General features: G+C 65.8%; 17 protein-coding genes, 2 tRNA genes and 3 rRNA genes. 20 read left to right on the forward strand and 2 right to left on the reverse strand.

Going from position 1 to position 23,041, the window contains the following annotated elements:
• The 5 genes from ACZ5PP_RS13320 to ACZ5PP_RS13340 are packed head-to-tail and all read left to right on the forward strand — an operon-like array spanning position 1 to position 3,162.
• Positions 1-453, forward strand: coding sequence for a hypothetical protein (locus ACZ5PP_RS13320; RefSeq protein WP_004307166.1), 453 nt, complete (start codon positions 1-3; stop codon positions 451-453).
• Positions 450-1,154: a beta/alpha barrel domain-containing protein gene (locus tag ACZ5PP_RS13325; protein WP_004307168.1), complete on the forward strand. Its 705-nt coding sequence runs from the start codon at positions 450-452 to the stop codon at positions 1,152-1,154. Before ACZ5PP_RS13320 ends, ACZ5PP_RS13325 begins: the two co-directional genes overlap by 4 nt.
• The gene (locus tag ACZ5PP_RS13330; RefSeq protein WP_004307169.1) at positions 1,151-1,621 is read left to right on the forward strand and encodes a hypothetical protein; all 471 of its coding nucleotides are present in this window, start codon (positions 1,151-1,153) and stop codon (positions 1,619-1,621) included. The genes ACZ5PP_RS13325 and ACZ5PP_RS13330 overlap by 4 nt, the downstream gene beginning before the upstream one ends.
• Positions 1,618-2,733, forward strand: coding sequence for a 4Fe-4S dicluster domain-containing protein (locus tag ACZ5PP_RS13335; protein WP_004307171.1), 1,116 nt, complete (start codon positions 1,618-1,620; stop codon positions 2,731-2,733). The genes ACZ5PP_RS13330 and ACZ5PP_RS13335 overlap by 4 nt, the downstream gene beginning before the upstream one ends.
• 36 nt (positions 2,734-2,769) lie before the next feature.
• The gene (locus tag ACZ5PP_RS13340) at positions 2,770-3,162 is read left to right on the forward strand and encodes a hypothetical protein (protein ID WP_004307173.1); all 393 of its coding nucleotides are present in this window, start codon (positions 2,770-2,772) and stop codon (positions 3,160-3,162) included.
• Positions 3,163-3,520: 358 nt separating this feature from the next.
• Here ACZ5PP_RS13340 and ACZ5PP_RS13345 read toward each other — a convergent pair whose 3' ends face one another.
• A complete protein-coding gene (locus ACZ5PP_RS13345; protein ID WP_004307177.1) occupies positions 3,521-4,216 on the reverse strand; it encodes an alpha/beta hydrolase in 696 nt (231 codons plus the stop codon).
• A 98-nt stretch (positions 4,217-4,314) separates the two neighbouring features.
• On the opposite strand from ACZ5PP_RS13345, the gene ACZ5PP_RS13350 reads away from it, so the two are divergent.
• The 8 genes from ACZ5PP_RS13350 to rrf all read left to right on the forward strand — a co-directional run bounded on the left by ACZ5PP_RS13350 (position 4,315) and on the right by rrf (position 14,173).
• Entirely contained in the window at positions 4,315-4,560 is a 246-nt protein-coding gene (locus ACZ5PP_RS13350; protein WP_040828928.1) for a DUF3820 family protein, read from the forward strand.
• A gap of 117 nt (positions 4,561-4,677) precedes the next feature.
• Positions 4,678-5,802 (forward strand): metallophosphoesterase family protein, encoded by a 1,125-nt coding sequence (locus ACZ5PP_RS13355; protein ID WP_004307180.1) that lies wholly within the window; start codon positions 4,678-4,680, stop codon positions 5,800-5,802.
• Positions 5,799-8,435 carry an AAA family ATPase gene (locus tag ACZ5PP_RS13360; RefSeq protein WP_004307182.1) on the forward strand — a complete coding sequence of 879 codons (2,637 nt, stop codon included), beginning with the start codon at positions 5,799-5,801 and terminating at the stop codon, positions 8,433-8,435. The genes ACZ5PP_RS13355 and ACZ5PP_RS13360 overlap by 4 nt, the downstream gene beginning before the upstream one ends.
• Positions 8,436-8,981: 546 nt before the next feature.
• Positions 8,982-10,520 (forward strand): 16S ribosomal RNA (locus tag ACZ5PP_RS13365).
• A 71-nt stretch (positions 10,521-10,591) separates the two neighbouring features.
• Positions 10,592-10,668: transfer RNA gene (locus ACZ5PP_RS13370), tRNA-Ile, on the forward strand.
• Positions 10,669-10,690: 22 nt separating this feature from the next.
• A tRNA-Ala gene (locus ACZ5PP_RS13375) sits at positions 10,691-10,766 on the forward strand.
• Positions 10,767-11,055: 289 nt separating this feature from the next.
• Positions 11,056-13,942, forward strand: a 23S ribosomal RNA gene (locus ACZ5PP_RS13380).
• A gap of 117 nt (positions 13,943-14,059) precedes the next feature.
• Positions 14,060-14,173, forward strand: a 5S ribosomal RNA gene (gene rrf / locus ACZ5PP_RS13385).
• Together the 16S, 23S and 5S rRNA genes with 2 tRNA genes alongside form the textbook arrangement of a ribosomal RNA operon.
• Before the next feature lie 159 nt (positions 14,174-14,332).
• On the opposite strand, the gene ACZ5PP_RS13390 is transcribed toward rrf, so the two are convergent.
• Entirely contained in the window at positions 14,333-15,358 is a 1,026-nt protein-coding gene (locus ACZ5PP_RS13390; RefSeq protein ID WP_004323280.1) for an AraC family transcriptional regulator, read from the reverse strand.
• 217 nt (positions 15,359-15,575) lie between these two features.
• On the opposite strand from ACZ5PP_RS13390, the gene ACZ5PP_RS13395 reads away from it, so the two are divergent.
• Genes ACZ5PP_RS13395 through ACZ5PP_RS13425 form a run of 7 tightly spaced genes read left to right on the forward strand, consistent with a single transcriptional unit; the run spans position 15,576 to position 23,028 of the window.
• Positions 15,576-16,409 carry an ABC transporter ATP-binding protein gene (locus tag ACZ5PP_RS13395; RefSeq protein ID WP_004323279.1) on the forward strand — a complete coding sequence of 278 codons (834 nt, stop codon included), beginning with the start codon at positions 15,576-15,578 and terminating at the stop codon, positions 16,407-16,409.
• Position 16,410: 1 nt separating this feature from the next.
• Positions 16,411-17,301 carry a branched-chain amino acid ABC transporter permease gene (locus tag ACZ5PP_RS13400; protein ID WP_464826152.1) on the forward strand — a complete coding sequence of 297 codons (891 nt, stop codon included), beginning with the start codon at positions 16,411-16,413 and terminating at the stop codon, positions 17,299-17,301.
• Positions 17,301-18,341: a branched-chain amino acid ABC transporter permease gene (locus ACZ5PP_RS13405; protein WP_004323276.1), complete on the forward strand. Its 1,041-nt coding sequence runs from the start codon at positions 17,301-17,303 to the stop codon at positions 18,339-18,341. Before ACZ5PP_RS13400 ends, ACZ5PP_RS13405 begins: the two co-directional genes overlap by 1 nt.
• 49 nt (positions 18,342-18,390) lie before the next feature.
• On the forward strand, positions 18,391-19,560 hold the full coding sequence (locus ACZ5PP_RS13410) for an ABC transporter substrate-binding protein (protein ID WP_004323274.1): 1,170 nt from the start codon (positions 18,391-18,393) through the stop codon (positions 19,558-19,560).
• A gap of 3 nt (positions 19,561-19,563) precedes the next feature.
• Complete coding sequence (locus ACZ5PP_RS13415) at positions 19,564-20,376, forward strand: ABC transporter ATP-binding protein (protein WP_004323273.1); 813 nt, start codon at positions 19,564-19,566, stop codon at positions 20,374-20,376.
• A 14-nt stretch (positions 20,377-20,390) separates the two neighbouring features.
• Positions 20,391-22,220, forward strand: coding sequence for an AMP-dependent synthetase/ligase (locus ACZ5PP_RS13420; RefSeq protein ID WP_043742081.1), 1,830 nt, complete (start codon positions 20,391-20,393; stop codon positions 22,218-22,220).
• A complete protein-coding gene (locus tag ACZ5PP_RS13425; protein WP_464826153.1) occupies positions 22,213-23,028 on the forward strand; it encodes an enoyl-CoA hydratase/isomerase family protein in 816 nt (271 codons plus the stop codon). The genes ACZ5PP_RS13420 and ACZ5PP_RS13425 overlap by 8 nt, the downstream gene beginning before the upstream one ends.
• Positions 23,029-23,041 lie beyond the last annotated feature (13 nt).

Consider the following 23,041-nt stretch of genomic DNA (forward strand, 5'->3'; position numbering starts at 1 on the left):
ATGCTGCTCGATCTTCAAGCCCGGCCGATCCTGCCGCCCGACCGCCAGGTGCTGTCCGAAATCGACTGGTCCGAGGTGGCCACCTTGTGGAACTCGAACGAGCTCGGTGTGCTGCACGACCTGCTCAATGAGCGCTGGTCGCGCCTGATCCGCAACAGCGTGCTGGGCACGCGCGACCCCGAGGCCGAGTTTCTGCAGGGGTTGGCGTTTGCCACGCTGGCGCTGTTCTTCACCCAGAACCGCAATCAGGAGGGCGCCTTGCTGATGGTGGATGATGCGCTCATCGCGCTCGGCAAATACCGGCCTCGTTTCATGGGGGTGCAGATCGATCCGATCATCGGCACCCTTCAAACGCTGCGCCCGCTGATCGCGTCGCTGCCGGCTGATGGCGAAAACCCGATGTTCCCCTTCGTGTATGCGAAGTTCGAGCACGACGGAGCGCTGCCGACATGATCCGCTGCGCCTGCCTTGCCGATACCGCCGATACCGCTGACAGGGCCAAGGTGTCGGCGGAAGTCGAGTTGCTGTTCCGGTTCGATGAGCCTGGGTGCGCACCGCTTGTGGAGGACGGCGGTATCGCGATCCTGCGCCAGGGCGACGAGACCCGTGCCGCCGCCCTGCTCGAAGCCGGTGCGCCGCAGGTGCTGCTGGGCGAGGCGGTGCTGAGCGATGCGGATCTGCCGCTGCGGCTCGCCGCGCGCTTCGGGCTTGATCGCGTCGGGCTGTTCGTGCCTGCTCGCCGCATGGCGGTGTCGTGGTCCTTCGACACCGTGTCGAACGCCGACTTTCGGGTGGTGACGCCGTCGCTGTGCGAGCCCGGCTGGGAAATTGTGCGCGCCGACGGTAGCGCCACCGGCATCCGCGTGGACTGGTGGCTGGGCGAGATGAAGAAGCGTGGGATCGCCACCGTGCTGGTGCAGGTGGATGTCCTCGACGACACTGACCTCAACCTGTGTGCCGGGCTGGTCGAAGCCCTGGGCGAAGGCTTTTGGATCGCCCCGGGCGGGCAGTTCGAACCGGCGCTGGCTGACTGGGTGCGCTACGGCAAGGTCACCCGGATTGCGCTGCCGACGGCGCTTTTTGAGCGTCGCGCTGTGCTGCTGGGTGATCTGTTGGTCCCCGTGGAGCCGATGACCGACATGGAGGAAGCATGATCACGCGATTCCGACGCTACGTTGGCGGTGTGCTGGCGGTCTTTTTGCTGACCGCTTCGGTACAGGCCCACGCAGCAGCGAGCCTGCGCAACGAGATGCAGCTCGGCCTGGCGCTGCGGGTGAGCCCGCCTTGTTGCGTCGTCGATGCGCGCACCGCGGCCGCGCGCGAGGCCTCGCCGCTGGACGAGGCCCTCGTCTATCGCGAGGATCTACGGATCAACCCGACGGCCACGGTGGTGGTGGTCGCGGACACCGACGAGGCCGCGCTGGCGGTGGCCGATTCGATCGCAGCCGCCCATCCCGGCAGCCCGGTCCTGGCGGTCGAGGGCGGTGTCCTCGCCTGGCAACGCGTGCTTACTCGCATCAACGCCGAGCCGCCGGGCGGCCGCGCGTTCCAGTTCGTGATTCCCAAGAACACCTGCGAGCACGGACCCGCCCTGCAGCAACTGCGGACCGCGCCCCGATGAGCCTGGCCTATCCTGAACTCCGCGCCAGCCGCTGCACGCGCTACCGCTTTCGCTACAGCGCATGCAGCCGGTGTGCGGACGCCTGCCCGCACGACGCCCTCGCGCTCACCGACGAGGGGGGGAGGATCGACCCCGCGCGTTGCCAGAACTGTGCGCTCTGCGTCACCGCCTGCCCGACCGACGCCCTCGCGAGCGAGGCCTTGAAGCCGGTGGACATGCTGCGTCAGGCGATCCGGCATGAGCACTTCACGATCGCCTGCGCCCCGTCGGGCGCGAGCGGAGACGCTGTCGTGCCCTGCCTTGGCGCGGTGGATGCGGCCAGCCTCGCGTATCTGGCCAAGCGCCGGATTCCGGTCACCCTGCGGGGGGCCGCGCATTGCGAGCACTGCGCGCACGGTCCCCGCGGCGCGGCCCAGCTCGCCAGCAATCTCGATGCCTGCGGGCTACTTGAGGATGCGGCTGCCAGCATCGAGAAACCCGCCGACTGGATCGCTCCGCAACTGGACGAGGCCGATTTCGCGAACGCCGACAGTCGCGGATCTGCGCCCTTTGCGGCTGTGCGGCGACAGTGGTTCCGCCGCCTGGTGGGACGCGGTGTGGCGGAGGTTGCGCAGTCTCTCGAGCCCCCTGCGTCGGCGCCATCGACTCCGGACAAGGCGATCCGCCCCGGCCCCTACGCGCTGCCGGAGCGGCGCGAGCTGTTGCAGATCGTGTGCAAGCGCAAGGACGACCAGCCTTTCCGTGTGCCGCTGCACGATGCGCTCCCGATGATGGCCTTGTCGCTGCAGCCCGGATGCAACAACTGCGAGGCCTGCTTCCGCGTTTGTCCGACGGGTGCGATCCAGATCGAGGAGTCGCCGGCGGATTATCAGCTCAAGTTCGATGCCGACCGCTGTGTTGCTTGCGCGGTCTGCCTCGAGGTCTGCCAGCCGCACGTGCTCGATGCCGATGCGTCCTTCGACGCGCGGCCCGAACAAACGCCGCGCGTGCTGTTGTCGATGGCCAAGCAGCGCTGCACGCGCTGCGACCGCCATTTCGTCTCGCATACCCCGCAGCAAAGCTGCCCGATCTGCCGCGACGACGAGGACGCCTTCACGGCCATCTTCGGCTGACACGGCACGTTTGCCGAAAGAGGAGGAGAAAACGCCATGGAATGGGAATTCACGCCTGAAGATGTCGTCAAGGCACATGCGGCCTACCAGCTTGAGGACTTCCGCCGCGACCTGGCCGAGGAGGTCCGCATCAACCTGGGGGAGAGCGACCCGCTGCAACAGGTGCGCTGCTTCAACCTGCTCTACGACATGTGCCACGCGCTCGCCACCGGGCGCGCGCTCGAAGACTTCCTGCAACCATACGCCTACGATCCGCCGACCTGCGAGTTCCTGCGCGAGGTCCGGCCGCTGATGGCCGCGAATGTCGACATGCTCGGCGCCATTCTGCAGAGGATGATCATGGAGGGTGTCGAGGAGGGGATGCCGCTGGAGCAGGCGCTAGGCGAGGCCGCTTCGCGTCATGAGCGGATTGTGGCGACGGGCGCGTAGGAGGCGACTCAGCAGGTACAGGGTCCGGCATGTTGCGGCGCACCTTGTTGGTGGCATCCTGGTGCGGGACGGCGCCGGCCGCCATCACGGAGTAGCCAAGGACACGGCCGATCCGATCCGCAAGCGCGAAAGGGCGACGGGCGCCACTTGGCTCATTTGCCAGCACGTGTGGCCTGAGCCACTCGTCGAGCGTGGCTTTCCCGCAGGCGAGCCTGTCGAGCAGATGGGTGGCTGCAAGTGGCTGCGGCGCGATCGAGGGCGAAGTCCGCGACGCACAAGCGGTGCGCGCCTCGATTGCCCGCCGTATGGGTGTGGACATTGGCGCCGTCGTGCCGGCGGGTCTCGCCGGGTCTTCCGGTCAATGCACGAGGGTGCGCAGCCACCGACCGATGTCGGCGATCTCCTCGAGGCTCACCGAGTGCGGCAAGGGGTAGCGGTGCCATTCCGGCTCGATGCCCAGCTGCCGGAGGACCTCGACCGCGTGCTCTCCGAGTGCGGGAGAGACGACATCGTCGTGGGTGCCGTGCGCGGCGAAGACCGGAACCTGTCGATTCGCTTCCACGAACCCATCGACCAGCAGCCCGGGGCTCGGGATGTAGGTCGACAGCGCGATGATGCCGGCCAGCGGGGTGGGGTGGGTGAGCCCGGTCAGATAGGCCACGGCGCCCCCCTGCGAGAAACCGGCGAGGATGACGCGCTCGCCGGGCACGCCGCGCTCGGCCTCGCGCTGGATCAGTTGGCGGACGAGGGTGCGCGATTCGAGCAGTCCGGCCTCGTCGATCTGGCGGCTGTGCGGGGCGAGCGAGACGATGTCGTACCAGGCGCGCATGACGTAGCCGGCGTTGCAGGTGACCGCACGATAGGGGGCGTGCGGAAAGAGGAAGCGCACGGCGGGGCTGCGGGGCAGAGCCAGCGCCGGGACGACCGGCTCGAAATCGCTGCCGTCCGCGCCCAGGCCGTGCATCCAGATGACGCTGTAGCGGGGATCGGGTCCGGTCTCGAGCTCGATGGGCGGGGTGTCGAAGACGAGGCCTGGGGAGGAATGGAGGCTCAAGCGGGTCACCTTGTGGGAGAGTGGAGCGTCGGCGCGCGCGGCCGCGCTCGCAATTGGGCACGGAAATGCGGATGGGCACGGAAAAACGGATCGAACGGATGAATCCTGAACACCTGGTGCTGCTGCTCGAGCGCGAGATGCCCTTCGGCAAGTACAAGGGGCGGGTGATCGCGGATCTGCCGGGATACTACCTCGCGTGGTTCGCCCGCAAGGGTTTCCCGCCAGGGCAGCTGGGCCAGTTGCTCGCGCTGATGCACGAGCTCGACCACAACGATCTGGCCGGGCTGCTCGAGCCGCTGCGCAGGGCGCGGAGGCAGGCTGCCGCAGGGCCGGGCGGCGTGTAACATGCCGGCCGGTGACAAACAGGGATGTGCATCGGTCATGCGCCCGGGTCCGGTGATCGGAGCCCCGGGACGGCGGCCGTGCATGCACGACTTTCCGCTGGATCAGGGGACGGACCGATGCCGCGCTTTCTTCATACCGCCGATTGGCAGATCGGCCGCCAGTACGCGCGCTTCGCGCCCGAGGACGCGCTCGCGCTGGCCGAGGCGCGCTTCTCTGCGGTGGAGCGCCTGGCGGGCATCGCGCGGCAGGAGGCGGTGGATGCGGTGCTGGTGGCCGGGGATGTCTTCGATGCGCAGACGGTGTCCGATCGCACGATCCGCCGGCTGTTCAACGCCATGGGGGCGTATGCAGGCCCGTGGGTGCTGATCCCCGGCAACCACGACGCGGCGCTGGCCGAGAGCGTGTGGTCGCGCGCCCGCCGCCTCGGGGCCGTGGCGCCCAATGTGCATCTGGCGCTGGGCGCGCAGGTGATGGCGTTCCCCGAGCGCGGTTTCGTCGTGCTGCCGGCGCCGCTCACCCAGCGCCAGACCCCGGCCGACGAGACCGCGTGGTTCGATCACGCGGAGACGGCGCCCGGCTTGGTCCGCGTCGGCCTCGCCCATGGCAGCGTCCAGGGCGTGCTCGCCGAGGACATCGACTCGCCCAACCCGATCGCCGCCGACCGCGCCACCCGCGCCGCGCTGGATTACCTCGCGCTCGGCGACTGGCACGGCACACGGCGGATCGATGCGCGCACCTGGTATAGCGGCACGCCCGAGCAGGACCGATTCAAGGCCAACGATCCGGGCAATGTGCTGCTCGTGGACATCCCCGCGGTCGGGGCCGAGCCGGAAGTGGAGGTCCGGGCGGTGGGCCGGCACCCCTGGATCGCGCTCGAGGAAAAGCTGGCGGTGGCCTCGGATCTCGAGGGCACGATCGCCCGCCTGGAGGCCTTGCCCGAGCTTGCCGTGGTCGACCTGAGCCTGTCCGGCGAGATCCACCTGCTCGGCAGGCAGCGGCTCGAAGCCGCGCTCTCGGTGGCGGAGGCGAGGTTCCGCAGCCTGCGCGCCGACCTCTCCGGGCTGCGGCTGCAGCCCACCGAGGATGATCTCGCCGCCCTGCACGCAGACGGCTACGTGGGCCGGGTGATCGCCGAGCTGCGCGAGGAGCAGGATGGCGAGAACGCGGAGGTCGCGAGCGAGGCGCTGGCGATCCTCGCCGCGCTGCTGCTCGAGGCGCAGGCCCAGGGAGCTGCGGCATGAGGCTGCTGCGCCTGAAGGTCGAACAGCTGCGCCGCTTCCGGCAGCCCGTAGAGATCCGCGATCTCGATCCCGGCATCAACCTCTTCACCGGACCGAACGAGTCCGGCAAGAGCACCCTGGTGCGCGCGATCCGCGCTGCATTCTTCGAGCGCTACAAGTCCTCCAGCGTGGAGGATCTGCAGCCCTGGGGCGATTCGGCCGCCGCGCCCACGGTCGAGCTGGAGTTCGAGTCGCAGGGCAAGCGCTGGAAGCTGGTCAAGAGCTTCCTGAAGCGCAAGCGCTGCGATGTCAGCGTAGACGGCGTGGGGTTCAGCGGCGAGGAGGCGGAGGACAAGCTCGCGGACCTGCTCGGCTTCGAGTTCCCCGGGCGCGGGGCCAGCCGACCGGAGCACTGGGGCATCCCCGGCCTGCTGTGGATCGAGCAGGGCGCCGGGCAGGAGATCCACAAGCCGGTCGAGCATGCGGGCAGCCACCTGAAGTCCGTCCTGGGCGCCAGCCTCGGCGAGGTGACCAGCACCGCGGGGGACGAGCTGATCGCCCGGATCACCCGGGAGCGCGCGCGCCTGCTGACCGCCACCGGCCGGCCCACCGGCGACTTCGCTGCGGCGCTCGAGGCGCACGAGCGGCTCGCGCGCGAGCACGCCGATCTGCAGGGGCGGATCCGGCAGTATCGCCAGCAGGTGGATCGGCTCGGGCAGCTGCGCGAGGAGCAGGCCCGCGACGAGTCCGAGCGCATCTGGGAGGTCTACCGGCAGCAGGCCAGGGCGGCTGACCTCCGGCTGGCCGAGGTCGTCTCCTGGCAGCGCGAGCAGGAGCGCGACCAGCAGGCGCTGCAGGCCTGCCAAGCCGGCATGCGCACGAGCCTCGATCTGCTCGGCCGCTTCGAGGCGCAGCGCAAGGACCTGCACAGGCGCGCCGCCGACCGCCAGGCGGCCGAACAGGCGCTCGCCGCGCAGGATGCGCGCAGGCCGGCCGTGGAGCGTGTGCTCGGCGATGCCCGCAAGGCCTTCGAAGCGGCCCGGGCGACGGTCAGGCTGGCTCGCGAGCATCAGCAACGCAAGGACCTGGTACGGGAGCTGGCGCAGGTCGATGGCGAGCTCGCCGGCCTGGATCAGGCGCTGGCGCGCGCCCGCGAGCTGCACGAGCGGTGGCTGCGGCAGCGCGCGTTGCGCCAGTCCCTGCAGGTCGACGCCAAGGCGCTCAAACGCCTGCGCAAGGTGGAGGAGGAGCTCGCCCGGCTTGCCATCCGCCAGGAGGCGGTCGCCACCCGACTGCAATTCGACCTGCGCGAGGTGGGCGCGCTCACCTTGGGCGGCGAGCCCTTGAGCGGGCGGGGGGAGCGCCTCCTGCTGGAGCCGACCGAGATCCTCGTCGCGCAGCTGGGAAGCCTGCGCATCCTGCCCGGCGGCGACGACATCGCCGATCTGGTGCGCGCGCGCCAGGGGCTGGCGGACGAGAGGGCGAGCCTCCTGTCCGCGCTCGGCGCGGACTCGCTGGCCGCGGCGGATGCCCGCCACGAGCAATGCCGCGAGCTCGACGAGTCCATCAAGCGCGACGCATCGGTGCTCGAGTCGCTGGCGCCCGAGGGCCTCGAGGCGCTGGCGGGTCGAAAGCAGCTCACGCAGGCGCGCCGGGAGGATCTCGGCAAACGGATCGGGGCCCTTCCCGAACCGCAGGAAGACAGCCTCTCGGTGTCCAGGGCCGAGGCGCAGCTCGACGCTGCCGAGGTGTCCCTCAAGGCGGCCGAGGCCGACGAGGCGGGCTTCCGCAGTGCGCTCCTGCTCGCCACGCAGGCGCTGGAGAGTGCCCGGGCCGAGTGGAGCCGGCTCGACGGCGAGCTGCAGGGCGCGGATCGCAAGGCGCGCGAAAAGCAGGCCGAGGACCAGCTGCTGGAGCTGCGTGCCGGCGAGAACCGGCTCGACCAGGCCCTGCGAGAACGGCAGAAGCAGATCGATCAGGCCAATCCCGGCGTCCTGCGCCAGGACGTCGAACGCTTCACGCGCAGTGCGGATGCGGCGGAGAAGGCCGCCGAGCAGCGCCGCCTCGAACTCGAGCGCCTCCGGGCCAGCCTGGAGGCGCTCGGGGCGGAGGGCCTGGAGGAGCGCAGCGCGGAACTGGACGTCGAGCTGGCGCGTGCTGCGCGCCGTAGCGACGAGCTCACGCGGCGTGCCCGCGCGCTGGACCTCCTGCTCGTCCGTCTGACGGATCACCGCCTGCAGCTCACCCGTCAGCTGCAGGCGCCCTTGCAGCGCCACCTGAACCGCTATCTGCAACTGCTGTTTCCGGAGGCCAGCCTGAGCGTGGACGAGGCGCTCGTGCCGGAGATCCTGGTGCGCCAGGGCCACGGCGGGGAAGAGCGTGGCCGATTCGCCGAGCTGAGCTTCGGCGCGCGCGAGCAGATGGGCCTGATCAGTCGCCTCGCCTACGCCGACCTGTTGCGCGAGGCCGGCCGGCCGACGCTCGTGATCCTGGACGATGCGCTGGTGCACAGCGACGTCGAGCGCCTCGGCAACATGAAGCGGGTGCTGTTCGATGCTGCCGACCGGCATCAGATCCTGCTGTTCAGTTGCCACCCGGACAGCTGGCGGGACCTGGGCGTCGTGCCCCGGGACGTCGCCGCGCTGGGAGGCTGAGCGACCACGCCATGACCCGCCGACGGCCCGACAACTCCTTCCACGGTCTCACGCTGGAGGAGGTCCTCTTCCGACGCGCAGACCGGCTCGGCTTGCCGACGCTCGGCGGCGGGTGAGCATCCGCGGCTTCGATCACGAACCCGGCATCGCCTCCGGCCCGAGTTCCTGCACCGCACGCCGTGGGCGCGCGCACAGGTCGAGGCCCTGTACCTCGACACCCGGCCGCCCGCCACCGGCCCGAGCGCGGGCGCGCAGATCCACGGTCCGGGCGCCGGAATCGACTCATAAGAATCTTCGATTCATTTTGTGTTGACGGATTTTCTCGGGTCTCTATAATGCGCGGCTTCCCGAACGCAACAGCGAATCGGCGAAACAGGAAAGCAGCTGAATTCTTTCCTTGCTGCAAGACGGCAGATCTTTAAAAACTTGGACAACCGATAAGTGTGGGTGCTTGGTTGTTGTGGTCGGCGACTTTGGTCGCATAGGTATCACAATGATTGGTGCTCATGCTGATGTAAGTCAGTATTTTGAGTACTTTGCTGGATTGAACTTAAGAGTTTGATCCTGGCTCAGATTGAACGCTGGCGGCATGCTTTACACATGCAAGTCGAACGGCAGCGGGGGCTTCGGCCTGCCGGCGAGTGGCGAACGGGTGAGTAATGCATCGGAACGTGCCCATGTCGTGGGGGATAACGTAGCGAAAGCTACGCTAATACCGCATACGCCCTGAGGGGGAAAGCGGGGGATTCTTCGGAACCTCGCGCGATTGGAGCGGCCGATGTCGGATTAGCTAGTAGGTGAGGTAAAGGCTCACCTAGGCGACGATCCGTAGCGGGTCTGAGAGGATGATCCGCCACACTGGGACTGAGACACGGCCCAGACTCCTACGGGAGGCAGCAGTGGGGAATTTTGGACAATGGGCGCAAGCCTGATCCAGCCATGCCGCGTGAGTGAAGAAGGCCTTCGGGTTGTAAAGCTCTTTCGGCCGGGAAGAAATCGTGGTCTCTAACATAGGCCATGGATGACGGTACCGGACTAAGAAGCACCGGCTAACTACGTGCCAGCAGCCGCGGTAATACGTAGGGTGCGAGCGTTAATCGGAATTACTGGGCGTAAAGCGTGCGCAGGCGGTTTTGTAAGACAGATGTGAAATCCCCGGGCTTAACCTGGGAACTGCGTTTGTGACTGCAAGGCTAGAGTACGGCAGAGGGGGGTGGAATTCCTGGTGTAGCAGTGAAATGCGTAGAGATCAGGAGGAACACCGATGGCGAAGGCAGCCCCCTGGGCCTGTACTGACGCTCATGCACGAAAGCGTGGGGAGCAAACAGGATTAGATACCCTGGTAGTCCACGCCCTAAACGATGTCGACTAGTCGTTCGGAGCAGCAATGCACTGAGTGACGCAGCTAACGCGTGAAGTCGACCGCCTGGGGAGTACGGCCGCAAGGTTAAAACTCAAAGGAATTGACGGGGACCCGCACAAGCGGTGGATGATGTGGATTAATTCGATGCAACGCGAAAAACCTTACCTACCCTTGACATGTCTGGAACCTTGCTGAGAGGCGAGGGTGCCTTCGGGAGCCAGAACACAGGTGCTGCATGGCTGTCGTCAGCTCGTGTCGTGAGATGTTGGGTTAAGTCCCGCAACGAGCGCAACCCTTGTCACTAGTTGCCATCATTTGGTTGGGCACTCTAGTGAGACTGCCGGTGACAAACCGGAGGAAGGTGGGGATGACGTCAAGTCCTCATGGCCCTTATGGGTAGGGCTTCACACGTCATACAATGGTCGGTACAGAGGGTTGCCAAGCCGCGAGGTGGAGCCAATCCCTTAAAGCCGATCGTAGTCCGGATCGTAGTCTGCAACTCGACTACGTGAAGTCGGAATCGCTAGTAATCGCAGATCAGCATGCTGCGGTGAATACGTTCCCGGGTCTTGTACACACCGCCCGTCACACCATGGGAGTGGGTTTCACCAGAAGTAGGTAGCTTAACCTTCGGGAGGGCGCTTACCACGGTGAGATTCATGACTGGGGTGAAGTCGTAACAAGGTAGCCGTATCGGAAGGTGCGGCTGGATCACCTCCTTTCAAGAGATCAGGCCATGATGGCCAAGTATCCACAACTTATCGGTTGTTCAGGCGAGAAGAGCCTCGGATGAGGGTCTGTAGCTCAGCTGGTTAGAGCACCGTCTTGATAAGGCGGGGGTCGTTGGTTCGAACCCAACCAGACCCACCAATCAAGGGTTGCTCGAGACAGGGGGGCTGTAGCTCAGCTGGGAGAGCGGCGGCTTTGCAAGCCGTAGGTCGTCGGTTCGATCCCGACCAGCTCCACCAGGACTGTCCAAGCAACAGGTTCGAGAAGTAAGAGATGTCGATGGCGCTCGAAGATCGTGGCGTCGTCATCTCTTACTTCTTGGTCGGCAGCTTCGGCTGTCGCGCGTAGAGGTTTGCTCTTTAACAAAGTGGAAGAAGTGTAGTACGTACCGAGCCGGTGCGTACTGCAAGTTGTGTGATTGCATCGATCCAGGCTGAGCTTGTCAGCGCAGGCTGGATCGCACAAACGAGTTCGTTCCTGTACGCGGGCCTTCGGGATGGCAACATCGAAGAGGGTCCAAGGTTATAGGATCAAGCGACTAAGTGCATGTGGTGGATGCCTTGGCGATCACAGGCGATGAAGGACGTGTAAGCCTGCGAAAAGCGTGGGGGAGCTGGCAATAGAGCATTGATCCCACGATGTCCGAATGGGGAAACCCGGCCCGCAAGGGTCATCTCACACTGAATACATAGGTGTGTAGAGGCGAACCGAGCGAACTGAAACATCTAAGTAGCTCGAGGAAAAGAAATCAACCGAGATTCCGTAAGTAGTGGCGAGCGAACACGGAAGAGCCTGCACGACTAAACCATCAGCTTAGCAAAACGGTCTGGAAAGTCCGACGATACAGGGTGATAGTCCCGTATGCGAAAAGCCGGTGGCGGGTCTGAGCGTGCGACAAGTAGGGCGGGACACGAGAAATCCTGTCTGAAGATGGGGGGACCATCCTCCAAGGCTAAATACTCGTGATCGACCGATAGTGAACCAGTACCGTGAGGGAAAGGCGAAAAGAACCCCGGGAGGGGAGTGAAATAGATCCTGAAACCGCATGCATACAAACAGTGGGAGCCTCGAAAGGGGTGACTGCGTACCTTTTGTATAATGGGTCAGCGACTTACGTTCAGTTGCGAGCTTAACCGAATAGGGGAGGCGTAGCGAAAGCGAGTCTGATAAGGGCGTCAGAGTAGCTGGGCGTAGACCCGAAACCGGATGATCTATCCATGGCCAGGATGAAGGTGCCGTAACAGGTACTGGAGGTCCGAACCCACTAACGTTGAAAAGTTAGGGGATGAGCTGTGGATAGGGGTGAAAGGCTAAACAAATCCGGAAATAGCTGGTTCTCCCCGAAAACTATTTAGGTAGTGCGTCGTACGGACACTTGCGGGGGTAGAGCACTGTAATCGTTGGGGGGGTCATTGCGATCTACCCCGCGATAGCAAACTCCGAATACCGCAAAGTGATATACGGCAGACAGACATCGGGTGCTAACGTCCGGTGTCAAGAGGGAAACAACCCAGACCGCCAGCTAAGGTCCCAAATGCATGGCTAAGTGGCAAACGAGGTGGGAAGGCATAGACAGCTAGGAGGTTGGCTTAGAAGCAGCCATCCTTTAAAGAAAGCGTAATAGCTCACTAGTCGAGTCGTCCTGCGCGGAAGATGTAACGGGGCTCAAGCCATGAACCGAAGCTGCGGATGTGTCTTTGACACGTGGTAGGGGAGCGTTCCGTAAGCCTGCGAAGGTGTCTCGTAAGGGATGCTGGAGGTATCGGAAGTGCGAATGCTGACATGAGTAGCGATAAAGGGTGTGAAAAGCACCCTCGCCGTAAGCCCAAGGTTTCCTGCGCAACGTTCATCGGCGCAGGGTGAGTCGGCCCCTAAGGCGAGGCAGAAATGCGTAGTCGATGGGAAACAGGTCAATATTCCTGTACCGCTCTTAGATGCGATGGGGGGACGGAGAAGGTTAGCTCGGCCATCTGTTGGAATAGGTGGTTTAAGCGTGTAGTCGTGCCGCGTAGGCAAATCCGCGTGGCTTAGATGAGGCGTGATGACGAGGATCCTCGGATCCGAAGCGAGTGATACCCAGCTTCCAGGAAAAGCCTCTAAGCTTCAGTCTAAGAGTGACCGTACCGCAAACCGACACAGGTGGGCTGGTAGAGAATACCAAGGCGCTTGAGAGAACTCAGGAGAAGGAACTCGGCAAATTGATACCGTAACTTCGGGAGAAGGTATGCCCCTGGTACGTGAAGGCCCTCGCGGCCGGAGCGGAACGGGGTCGCAGAGAATCGGTGGCTGCGACTGTTTATTAAAAACACAGCACTCTGCAAACACGAAAGTGGACGTATAGGGTGTGACGCCTGCCCGGTGCCGGAAGGTTAAGTGATGGGGTGCAAGCTCTTGATCGAAGCCCCGGTAAACGGCGGCCGTAACTATAACGGTCCTAAGGTAGCGAAATTCCTTGTCGGGTAAGTTCCGACCTGCACGAATGGCGTAACGATGGCCACACTGTCTCCTCCTGAGACTCAGCGAAGTTGAAATGTTTGTGAAGATGCAATCTCCCCGCGGCTAGACGGAAAGACCCCATGAACCTTTACTGTAGCTTTGCATTGGACTTTGACGGGACTTGTGTAGGATAGGTGGGAGGCTTTGAAACCGGGACGCCAGTTCCGGTGGAGCCAACCTTGAAATACCACCCTGGTGTCGTCGAGGTTCTAACCCAGGCCTGTGAATCCAGGTCGGGGACCGTGCATGGTGGGCAGTTTGACTGGGGCGGTCTCCTCCCAAAAGGTAACGGAGGAGTACGAAGGTCACCTAGGTACGGTCGGACATCGTACTGATAGTGCAATGGCAAAAGGTGGCTTGACTGCGAGACCCACAAGTCGAGCAGGTGCGAAAGCAGGTCATAGTGATCCGGTGGTTCTGTATGGAAGGGCCATCGCTCAACGGATAAAAGGTACTCTGGGGATAACAGGCTGATTCCGCCCAAGAGTTCACATCGACGGCGGAGTTTGGCACCTCGATGTCGGCTCATCACATCCTGGGGCTGTAGCCGGTCCCAAGGGTATGGCTGTTCGCCATTTAAAGTGGTACGTGAGCTGGGTTTAAAACGTCGTGAGACAGTTTGGTCCCTATCTGCCGTGGGCGCTGGAAGTTTGAGAGGGCCTGCTCCTAGTACGAGAGGACCGGAGTGGACGCACCCCTGGTGTACCGGTTGTGACGCCAGTCGCATCGCCGGGTAGCTATGTGCGGAAGAGATAACCGCTGAAAGCATCTAAGCGGGAAACTCGCCTCAAGATGAGACTTCCCCGGGGCCTCGAGCCCCCTGAAGGGTCGTTGAAGACCACAACGTTGATAGGCCGGGTGTGTAAGCGTGGCAACACGTTCAGCTAACCGGTACTAATTGCCCGTGTGGCTTGATCCTATAACCTTCAAAACAAAACGAACTCAACCCCCTGGTTGCCAAAACAACGCAACCAGACAATCACACAACACTTCTTCCTAACTTTGGCCTGCAAACCACGCAGGCAACAAGTCAAAGTCTGACGACCATAGCTGTGTGGAACCACCCCTTCCCTTCCCGAACAGGACCGTGAAACGCACATGCGCCGATGATAGTGAGGTCCGCCCTCGTGAAAGTAGGTCATCGTCAGACTAACCACACCAACACAACGCCCCACGCACACATCCGTGCCTGGGGCGTCGTGCCGTCTACGCAGAACGCAGGGGTTGAGCCCCCGCGGATCCGTCCCCGGGTACGCGCGCCGCAAGGCGCGAACGCGGCCGCCGTCCGTTCGGCGACCACGTCACAGGCTCAGCGGCCCGCCCCCGCCCTGCGGTAGCTGCCTGGCGGGGATCCCGTCCATTGCTTGAAGGCGCGATTGAAAGCCGCGGGATCGTCGAAGCCGAGATCGGCGCCGATGCTGCCGATCGGCTCGTCGGTGCGCGAGATCCGCGCGATGGCGACGTCGCGGCGCAGCGCGTCCTTGACCGCCTGGAAGTGCGTTCCTTCCGCATCGAGCCGGCGGGCGAGCGTGCGCGCCGAGATGTGCAGCATACGGGCAACGTCTTCCACGGACTGCGGGCTTCCCAGCCCGGCTTCGAGCAGATCGCGCACGCGGTGCGTGAACAGCCGCTCGCTCACGGAGACGTGGATCCAGTCCATCGGCGCCTTGCGCAGGAAGGCCGACAGCGCGGCCTTGTCCTGGCGGATCGGGGCGTCCATGAAGGCCGGCTCGATGTAGAGCGCGGTGAGCGGGCGATCGAAGCAGGCCGGGCCGGCGAACATGTTGATGTACTCACCCGCATGCGGCGGCGCCGGATAGGCGAGATCCACGCGCGCGAACAGGAGCTTGCGCTCGATCATCCACGAAGCGATGCCCTGCACCAGCATCAGCATCAATTCGAGGATCAGGGGGCGGTGGGGTTGGAGCGCAACGCGCTCGACGAGCGCGATGCGGCTCAGGCCCTCGTCCTCACCCAGCTCGAAGTGCAGATCGTCCAGCACCAGGCGGAAAAACCAGCAGAAGCGGTGCAGCGCGACGCGCAGGTTGGCGGCGTCGAGCATTCCAAGGCACAGGAACTTCAGCGTGCCAGGGCGCAGCGGGCGTGAGAACAGCCCTGGCGTCTCGTCGTCGAGTTCGACCGCGAGGGTGCGGTAGAAGAGCGCGAACTGCTCGACCGTCACACGGGCCGATTCGTGTTCCAGCAGCGCGGAAGCGATCCCGGCGCGCTCGACGCATTCCAGGGCCAGCGGCCTGTGCTCACCCAGCCGATCCAGGATCTGGCAGACCATGCGGATGGAGACGGTGACCGCCGGTGCGTGCTGACGCTCGTTCATGTGCAAGAGATTGGTGGCAGAAAATGTCAATCGATCGGCCGGTTCTGTCATCCACAAGGTCGGCCATACTGCCTAGTATGGCGTGCAAATAGCTGCAGCGAAAAGTTTTATGTCTGCGTCGGCGGTTCGAGGCCTCTCGTGTGGTCGCGCTCGCTGGCAATTAAAGCACAGCACGCACAGGTCACCCGCAAAGAGGTGGCCGGCAGGAGGAGACAAGGTGCATCCAGGCAAGGCCAGTCCGATCCTCGAGGTCGAGGGGCTCACATTGTCGTTTGGCGGCATCAAGGCGCTGACCGACGTGGGCTTCGAAGTCGCTCCGGGGTCCATCACCACCGTCATCGGTCCGAACGGCGCGGGTAAGACCTCGCTGTTCAACACGATCTCCGGTTTCTACAAGCCCTCGGTGGGGCGCATCCGCTTCCAGGGCGCGGACATCACCGCCACCCGCCCGCCCGAGCGCGCCCGGCTGGGCCTGGCGCGCAGCTTCCAGAACATCGCGCTGTTCCGCGGCATGACCGTGCTCGACAACATCAAGCTCGGTCGTCACGCCCACTTGCGCACCAACGTCTTCGATGCGCTGGTCTATTTCGGCCGCGCCCGGCACGAAGAGATGAAGCTGCGCGAGGAGATCGAGGAACGCATCATCGACTTCCTCGAGATCGACCACATCCGCCACATGCCGGTGTCGGTCCTCTCCTACGGGCTGCAGAAGCGGGTGGAGATGGCGCGCGCGCTGGCGATGCGACCCAAGGTGCTGATGCTCGACGAGCCCGTGGCGGGCATGAACCGCGAGGAGACCGAGGACATGGCGCGCTTCATCCTCGACGTGCGCGAGGAGTGGGGCGTGACGGTACTGATGGTCGAGCACGACATGGGCATGGTCATGGACCTCTCCGACCACGTCGTGGTGCTCAACTTCGGCCAGGTCATCGCCGACGGCACGCCGGCCGAGGTGCAGGCCGACCCCGAGGTGATCAAGGCCTACCTGGGCTCGGGCGAGGTCTCCGAGCTGCGTCAGCGCCTCCACCAAGCGCTTGCCGTGGAGGCCTGAGATGAGCCTGGAATTCGACTGGCTGTTCCTCGCCGAGATCGTGCTCGCCGGCCTCGGTGCCGGCGGCCTGTACGCGCTGACCGGCCTCGCCTTCGTGATGATCTACAAGGCCACGCGGGTGGTGAACCTGGCCATCGGCGAGATGCTGATGATCGGCGCCTACCTGTGCTTCGGCCTGGCCACCGCCATGAACCTGCCGATGTGGCTGGCGATCCTGGTCGCAGTGATCGGCAGCGGCGGGGCCGGCGCACTGCTCGAGCGCGTGGCGATCCGCCCCATGCTGGGCGAGTCGCCGATCGCGGTCTTCATGGTCACCGTGGGTCTCGCATCCATCCTGGTCGGCGTCGTCGAGCTGATCTGGACCTCGGAGCCGCGCCGCCTGCCGGAGTTCATGCCCGCGACGCCGGTGATGATCGGCGAGGCCTTCGTGCCGCCCAAGGTGTTCTATGGCTTCCTCGTCGCGGCCTTGCTGATCGGCGTGGCGCTGGCGGTGTTCCGCTTCTGGCGCGGCGGCGTTGCGCTGCGGGCGACGGCCTCGGACCAGCAGGCGGCCTACTCGATGGGCATCGACGTGCCCAAGGTGTTCTCGCTGTCCTGGTCGGTGGCGGCGATGATCGCGGCGATCGCCGGCGTCATCGTCGGCGCGGTGGGCGGCATCTCCTCGACGATGGGGGTGTTCGGCCTGTCGGTGCTGGTGGTGGTGATCGTCGGTGGCCTCGACAGCGTGCTCGGCGCGCTGGTCGCCGGCCTCCTCATCGGTGTCGTCGAGTCGCTCGCGGGCGGCTTCCTCGGCGGCGAGTACAAGCTGCTGGCCACCTTCCTGATCCTGATCGTCGTGCTGCTGGTCCGTCCCTACGGACTGTTCGGCACCCACGAAATCGAGAGGCTGTAATGCGCATCGGAACCGCACGCTCCAGCTACCGCCACGACGAGGCGCTGTTCGACAGCCGCACCCAGCACGCCTGGCTGGCGATCCTCGCCGTCGCGCTGATCGGCTTCCCCTTCCTCGCCGACGAGTACTGGCTCTACCTCGCCTGCCTGGTGGCGATCAACATCGCCAGCACCACCGGGCTCAACATCCTCACCGGCTACACCGGGCTGGTGAGCCTGGGCCAGGCCGCCTTCATGGGCATCGGCGCCTACACCGTCGCCGCGCTGGAGCAGAAGCTGGGCGCGCCGGTGCTCCTCAACCTGCTCGCCGGCGGCTTCGTCGCCATGCTCGGCGGGCTGGTGGTGGGCCTGCCCTCGCTGCGGGTCAAGGGCCTGTACCTGGCGATCGCGACCATCGCCGCCTCGGTGGTGCTGCACTTCGTGTTCGCCAACTGGCATGCGGTCACCGGCGGCCATGCGGGCATCACCCTGGTGCCGGCGGAGATCCTCGGCCTCAGCTTCGACACCTCCTTCCGCCTGTACTGGCTGTTCGTGCCGATCACCATCCTGATGGTGGCCGGCGCGGCCAACCTCTTCCGCACCCGCATCGGCCGCGCCTTCATCGCCATCCGCGACCGCGACATCTCCGCCGAGGTGCTGGGCATTCCGCTGCTGCGCTACAAGCTGCTGTCCTTCGGCCTGTCGTCCTTCTACGCCGGGGTGGCGGGCGGGATGTGGGCCTACTTCTTCCGCGTGGTCACGCCGGAGAGCTTCCCGCTGATCCTGTCGATCTTCTTCCTCGCCGCGGTCATCGTCGGCGGCATGGGCACCATCCTCGGCGCCATCCTCGGCGCGGTCTTCATGACCATGGTGCCCGAGGCGCTGAAGCTCGTCGTCGGCTGGCTGCCGCTGTCGGCCGACGCCACGCTGATCCTGTCGCCGGTGCGCACCATCGTGTTCGGCGTGCTGATCGTCGGCTTCCTGGTGTTCGAGCCGCTCGGCCTGCAGGAGATCTGGCGCCGCATCCGCCGCTTCTTCCACCTCTGGCCGTTCCGCGCCTGAGCTTTCCTCGCCGCACCGCTTCACCCCATATCAAGAGAAGGAGACAAGCATGAGAAGAACCGTACTCAAGAGCCTGCTGGCCACCGCGATCCTCTCCGCCACAGCCGGCCTGCCCGCAGCCCGGGCGGCCGACAAGGAGATCGTCATCGGCGGCTCCATCCCGATGAGCGGCGTGTTCGCCTTCGCGGGCATCGGCATCCACGCCGGCATCCAGGATTACGTGAAGATGGTCAACGCCGCCGGCGGCATCGCAGGCCACACGCTGCGCTACGTGCCCGAGGACAGCGCCTACAAGGTCGACCAGTCGGTGGCGGCGTTCAAGAAGATCACCAGCCAGAACAAGGTGAACTTCTACTACGGCGACTCCACCGCCTTCAGCAAGACCATCAACCCCGAGCTCGACCGCGCCGGCTCGATGATCATGTCGGGCGCCTCCTTCGCCACCGAGCTCAACGACCCGAAGAAGTACCCTTACCAGTTCGTCGCCGGCCCGGACTACACCCAGCAGTTCGGCATCCTGCTGCGCTACATCGCCCAGCAGAAGCCCGGCGCCAAGGTGGCCTTCGTCCATTCCGACACCGAGTTCGGCCGCGACCCGATCGAGACCAGCCGCGGCGTGGCCAAGGCACTCGGGCTCGACGTCGCCATCGAGATCATGACCCCGCCGGGCGCGGTCGATGTGTCCACCGAGATCGCCAAGCTGCGCCGCGCGCGGCCCGACTTCACCATCTTCCACGGCTACATCCTCGGCCCCATCCCCGAATTCATCGGCCAGGCGCGCCAGATGGGCCTGGACACCCAGTTCATGGGCACCTTCTGGACCATGGACAACTCGACCGTGATGCAGATGGGCGAGCTCGCCGAAGGCTTCATGGGCGTGATGCCCTACAACTACTACTACGACCAGAGCGCACCGGCGCCGATGCTCGACAAGATCCGCGCGATGCGTCCCGAGTACCAGAACGTGCCCTACATCCAGGGCTTCCTGTCGGCCATGCTGTACGCCGAGTCGGCCCGCCGCACGCTGGCCGCAGGCAAGGAGATGAGCGCGGCCAACCTCAAGGCGGCGCTCAACTCGATCGAGAATTTCGACACCGGCGGCCTGATCGGCGTGCCCGTCACCCTCCGCGGCAACACCATCCCGGTCGGCCGCATCTACCGCGCCGACACCAAGGCCAGGCGCATGGTGCCGGCCTCCGACTGGATCGTGCTGGAGTAAGCGATGAGTGCGGCCGAATCCGTCCTCGAGGTGAACAACATCGAGGTGATCTACAACAAGGCGGTGCAGGTGCTGCGCGGCCTCTCGCTGGCGGTGCCGCGCGGGCAGATCGTCGCCCTGCTCGGCTCCAACGGCGCCGGCAAGAGCACCACGCTCAAGACCGTCTCCGGCCTCCTCGGGCTGGAGAACGGCGAGCTGACGCGCGGCGAGATCCGCTTCGAGGGCAGGCCGCTGGCGGATTCCAAGCCGCACGAGCTGGTGCGCGCGGGGCTCTTCCACGTGATGGAGGGGCGCCGCGTGTTCGAGGACCTCAGCGTCGAGGAGAACCTCGTCGCCGCCACCTACGCACTCACCGGGCGCAAGGGCGAGAAGGCCGACAAGGAGCTCGTCTATGAATACTTCCCGCGCCTGTACGAGCGCCGCAACGGCCTCGCCGGCTATCTGTCGGGCGGCGAGCAGCAGATGCTGGCGATCGGCCGCGCGCTGATCGCCCGCCCCAGGCTGATCCTGCTCGACGAGCCCTCGCTGGGCCTCGCGCCGCTGCTGGTGGAGAACATCTTCCGCATCATCGCCCGCATCAACGCCGAGCAGAAGGTGTCGATGCTGCTGGTGGAGCAGAACGCCTCGGTGGCGCTGGCGGTGGCGCACTACGGCTACATCATGGAGAACGGCAAGGTCGTCACCGACGGCCCCGCCGAGCGTCTCGCCGGCGACCAGGACGTGCGCGAGTTCTACCTCGGCATGGGTGGGCACGGCGAGATGAAGAGCTTCCGCGACATCAAGCACTACAAGCGCCGCAAGCGCTGGCTGTCGTGATCGAGAGGGTGGCCATGAGCAACAACCTACCCACGCTGACCCTGCCGCAGATGCTGCGCGAGCAGGCGAGGCTGCAACCCGGGCGGCCCGCCATCCGCCAGAAGGACTTCGGCATCTGGCAGGCCATCGGCTGGGACGACTATTACCGCCGCGCGAGCCATGTCGGCCTCGGCCTGCGCGCGCTCGGCCTGCCCGCCGGCGGCCATGTCGGCGTGCTCGCCGAGAACCGCATCGAATGGGTGCTGGCGCAGATGGGCTGCGGCCTCGTCGGCGCCATCGCGGTCGGCGTCTATCCGACCAGCCCGGCACCCGAGGTGGCCTACGTGCTCAATCACGCCGACGTCGAGGTCGTGGTGTGCGAGGACCAGGAGCAGACCGACAAGGTGATCGAGGCGCTCGACCAGCTGCCGCACCTGCGCGCCATCGTGGTGATGGAGACCAAGGGCCTGCGCAACGCCGACGAGCGCGTGCGCGATCGCATCCTGTCCTTCGCCGACCTGGAGCGGCTCGGCGTCGAATACGAGGCCACCCACCGCCACCTGGTCGAGGAGACCCTGGCCGCGCAGCGGCTCGACGACCTCGCGCTGATGATCTACACCTCGGGCTCCACCGGCAAGCCCAAGGGCGCGATGATCCGCTACGCCAACATCCGCGGCGTCGCACCCGGCATCATCGACCGCCTCGGGCTCGCGGCCGACACCGTGCACCTGTCCTACCTGCCCCTTTGCCACGTCGCCGAGCAGATGCTGACCACCTTCTGCCCGATCTACCTCGGCTCCACCGTCGCCTTCGGCGAGTCGATCCGCACCGTGCAGGAGGATCTGCGCGAGATCGCGCCCACGATGTTCCTCGGCGTGCCGCGCATCTGGGAGAAGCTGCACTCGGCGATCACGATCCGGATGCAGGAGAGCGGGCCCGTGCAGCGCTGGCTGTTCGCACGCGCGCTGGCGGCCTGCGCGCCCTTCGCCCACAAGTCGGCGGCGCAGCGCACGGCGGGCGAGCGCCTGACCCACGCCATCTGCTACGGCCTCATCCTGCGCGCGCTGCAGAACTTCATCGGCCTGCGCAAGGCGCGCGTGGCGCTGACCGGCGCGGCGCCGATCCCGCCCGCGGTGGTGCACTTCTTCCGTACCCTCGGGGTGCCGCTGGTCGAGGTCTACGGCCTCACCGAATCGACCGGCATGATCACCGGCCAGCCGCTCGACGCGGTGGCCTTCGGTTCGGTCGGCACGCCCATCCTCGGCGTCGAGCACCGCATCGGCGCGCGTGGCGAGCTGCTGGTCCACGGCGAGATGGTCTTCGCCGGCTACTACAAGAACCCGGAGGCGACCGCCGACGCCATCCGCGACGGCTGGCTGCACACCGGCGACGTGGTCGAGGAGCGCGACGGCCAGCTCTACATCGTCGATCGCCTCAAGGACATCATGATCACCGCTGGCGGCAAGAACCTGACGCCGTCCGAGATCGAGAAGACGATGAAGTCCAGCCCCTACATCAAGGAGTGCATCGTCGTCGCCGACGGGCGCAAGTTCGTCTCGGCGCTGATCCAGATCGACTACGAGACGGTGTCGAGATGGGCCGAGGGCCGCCAGATCCCCTTCACCCACTTCCGCTCGCTGGTCGAGCACCCCGAGGTGCGCGCGCTGATCGAGGCCGAGATCGCGCGCGGCAACGCCCAGCTCGCCCAGGTCTCGCACATCCGCCGCTTCCACCTGCTGAACAAGGAGCTCGACCACGACGACGGCGAGGTCACGGCGACCATGAAGGTGCGTCGCGCGAGCGTCTACAAGACCTACGCCGACGTGATCGAAGCCATGTACCGGGGAGGGGCCGCCCATGCCTGACCCGATCCACGGCGACTGCGTGCGACTCGAGCGTGAAGGCGGGCTCGCCTTCATCACCCTCGACCGCCCGCAGGCGCGCAACGCCCTCGACCTGGCGATGGGGCTGGGGCTGCGCGACGCCGTGCGCGAACTTGCCGCCGCGCCGCCGCGCGTGCTCGTGCTGCGCAGCAGCGGCGCGCACTTCATGGTCGGCGGCGACGTGCGCCGCTTCGACGCCCTGCTCGGCGAGTCGCAGGCCGCCTGTACCGGCGAGATCGGCCGCCTCATCGATGCGGTGCACGAGGCCGTCACCGGCCTCACCCGGCTGCCTTGCCCGGTGCTGGGTCTGGTGGGCGGCTCGGTTGCGGGCTTCGGCCTGGCGCTGGCCATGGCTTGCGACCTGCTGGTCGCGGCCGACGACGCGCGCCTCGTGCTCGCCTACGGTGCCATCGGCGCCACGCCCGACGGCGGCGCGAGCTGGCAGCTGCCGCGCCGCGTCGGCCTGCAGCGGGCGCTCGCGATCGCGCTGCTCGACCCGCAGCTCGATGCGGCGCAGGCGAGGGAGATCGGCCTGGTGGCCGAGATGGTGCCGGCGGCGCAGCTGGCCGAGGCCGGGCTGGCGCTGGCCCGACGCCTGGCCGCGGGACCGGCCGCCGCCCAGGCCGGCATCAAGCGCCTGCTGCGCGCGGGCCTCGACACCGACCTGGCGACGGCGCTCGACGCCGAGAAGGCGAGCTTCCTTGCCCTTTCCGCGACGCCGGACTTCGCCGAGGGCGTGCGCGCCTTCTGCGAGCGGCGGCCGGCGCGCTTCGCGCGACCCTCCGGATAGGCTCGCCCGCGAC

The sequence above is a fragment of the Thauera sp. DNT-1 genome, assembly GCF_055393985.1.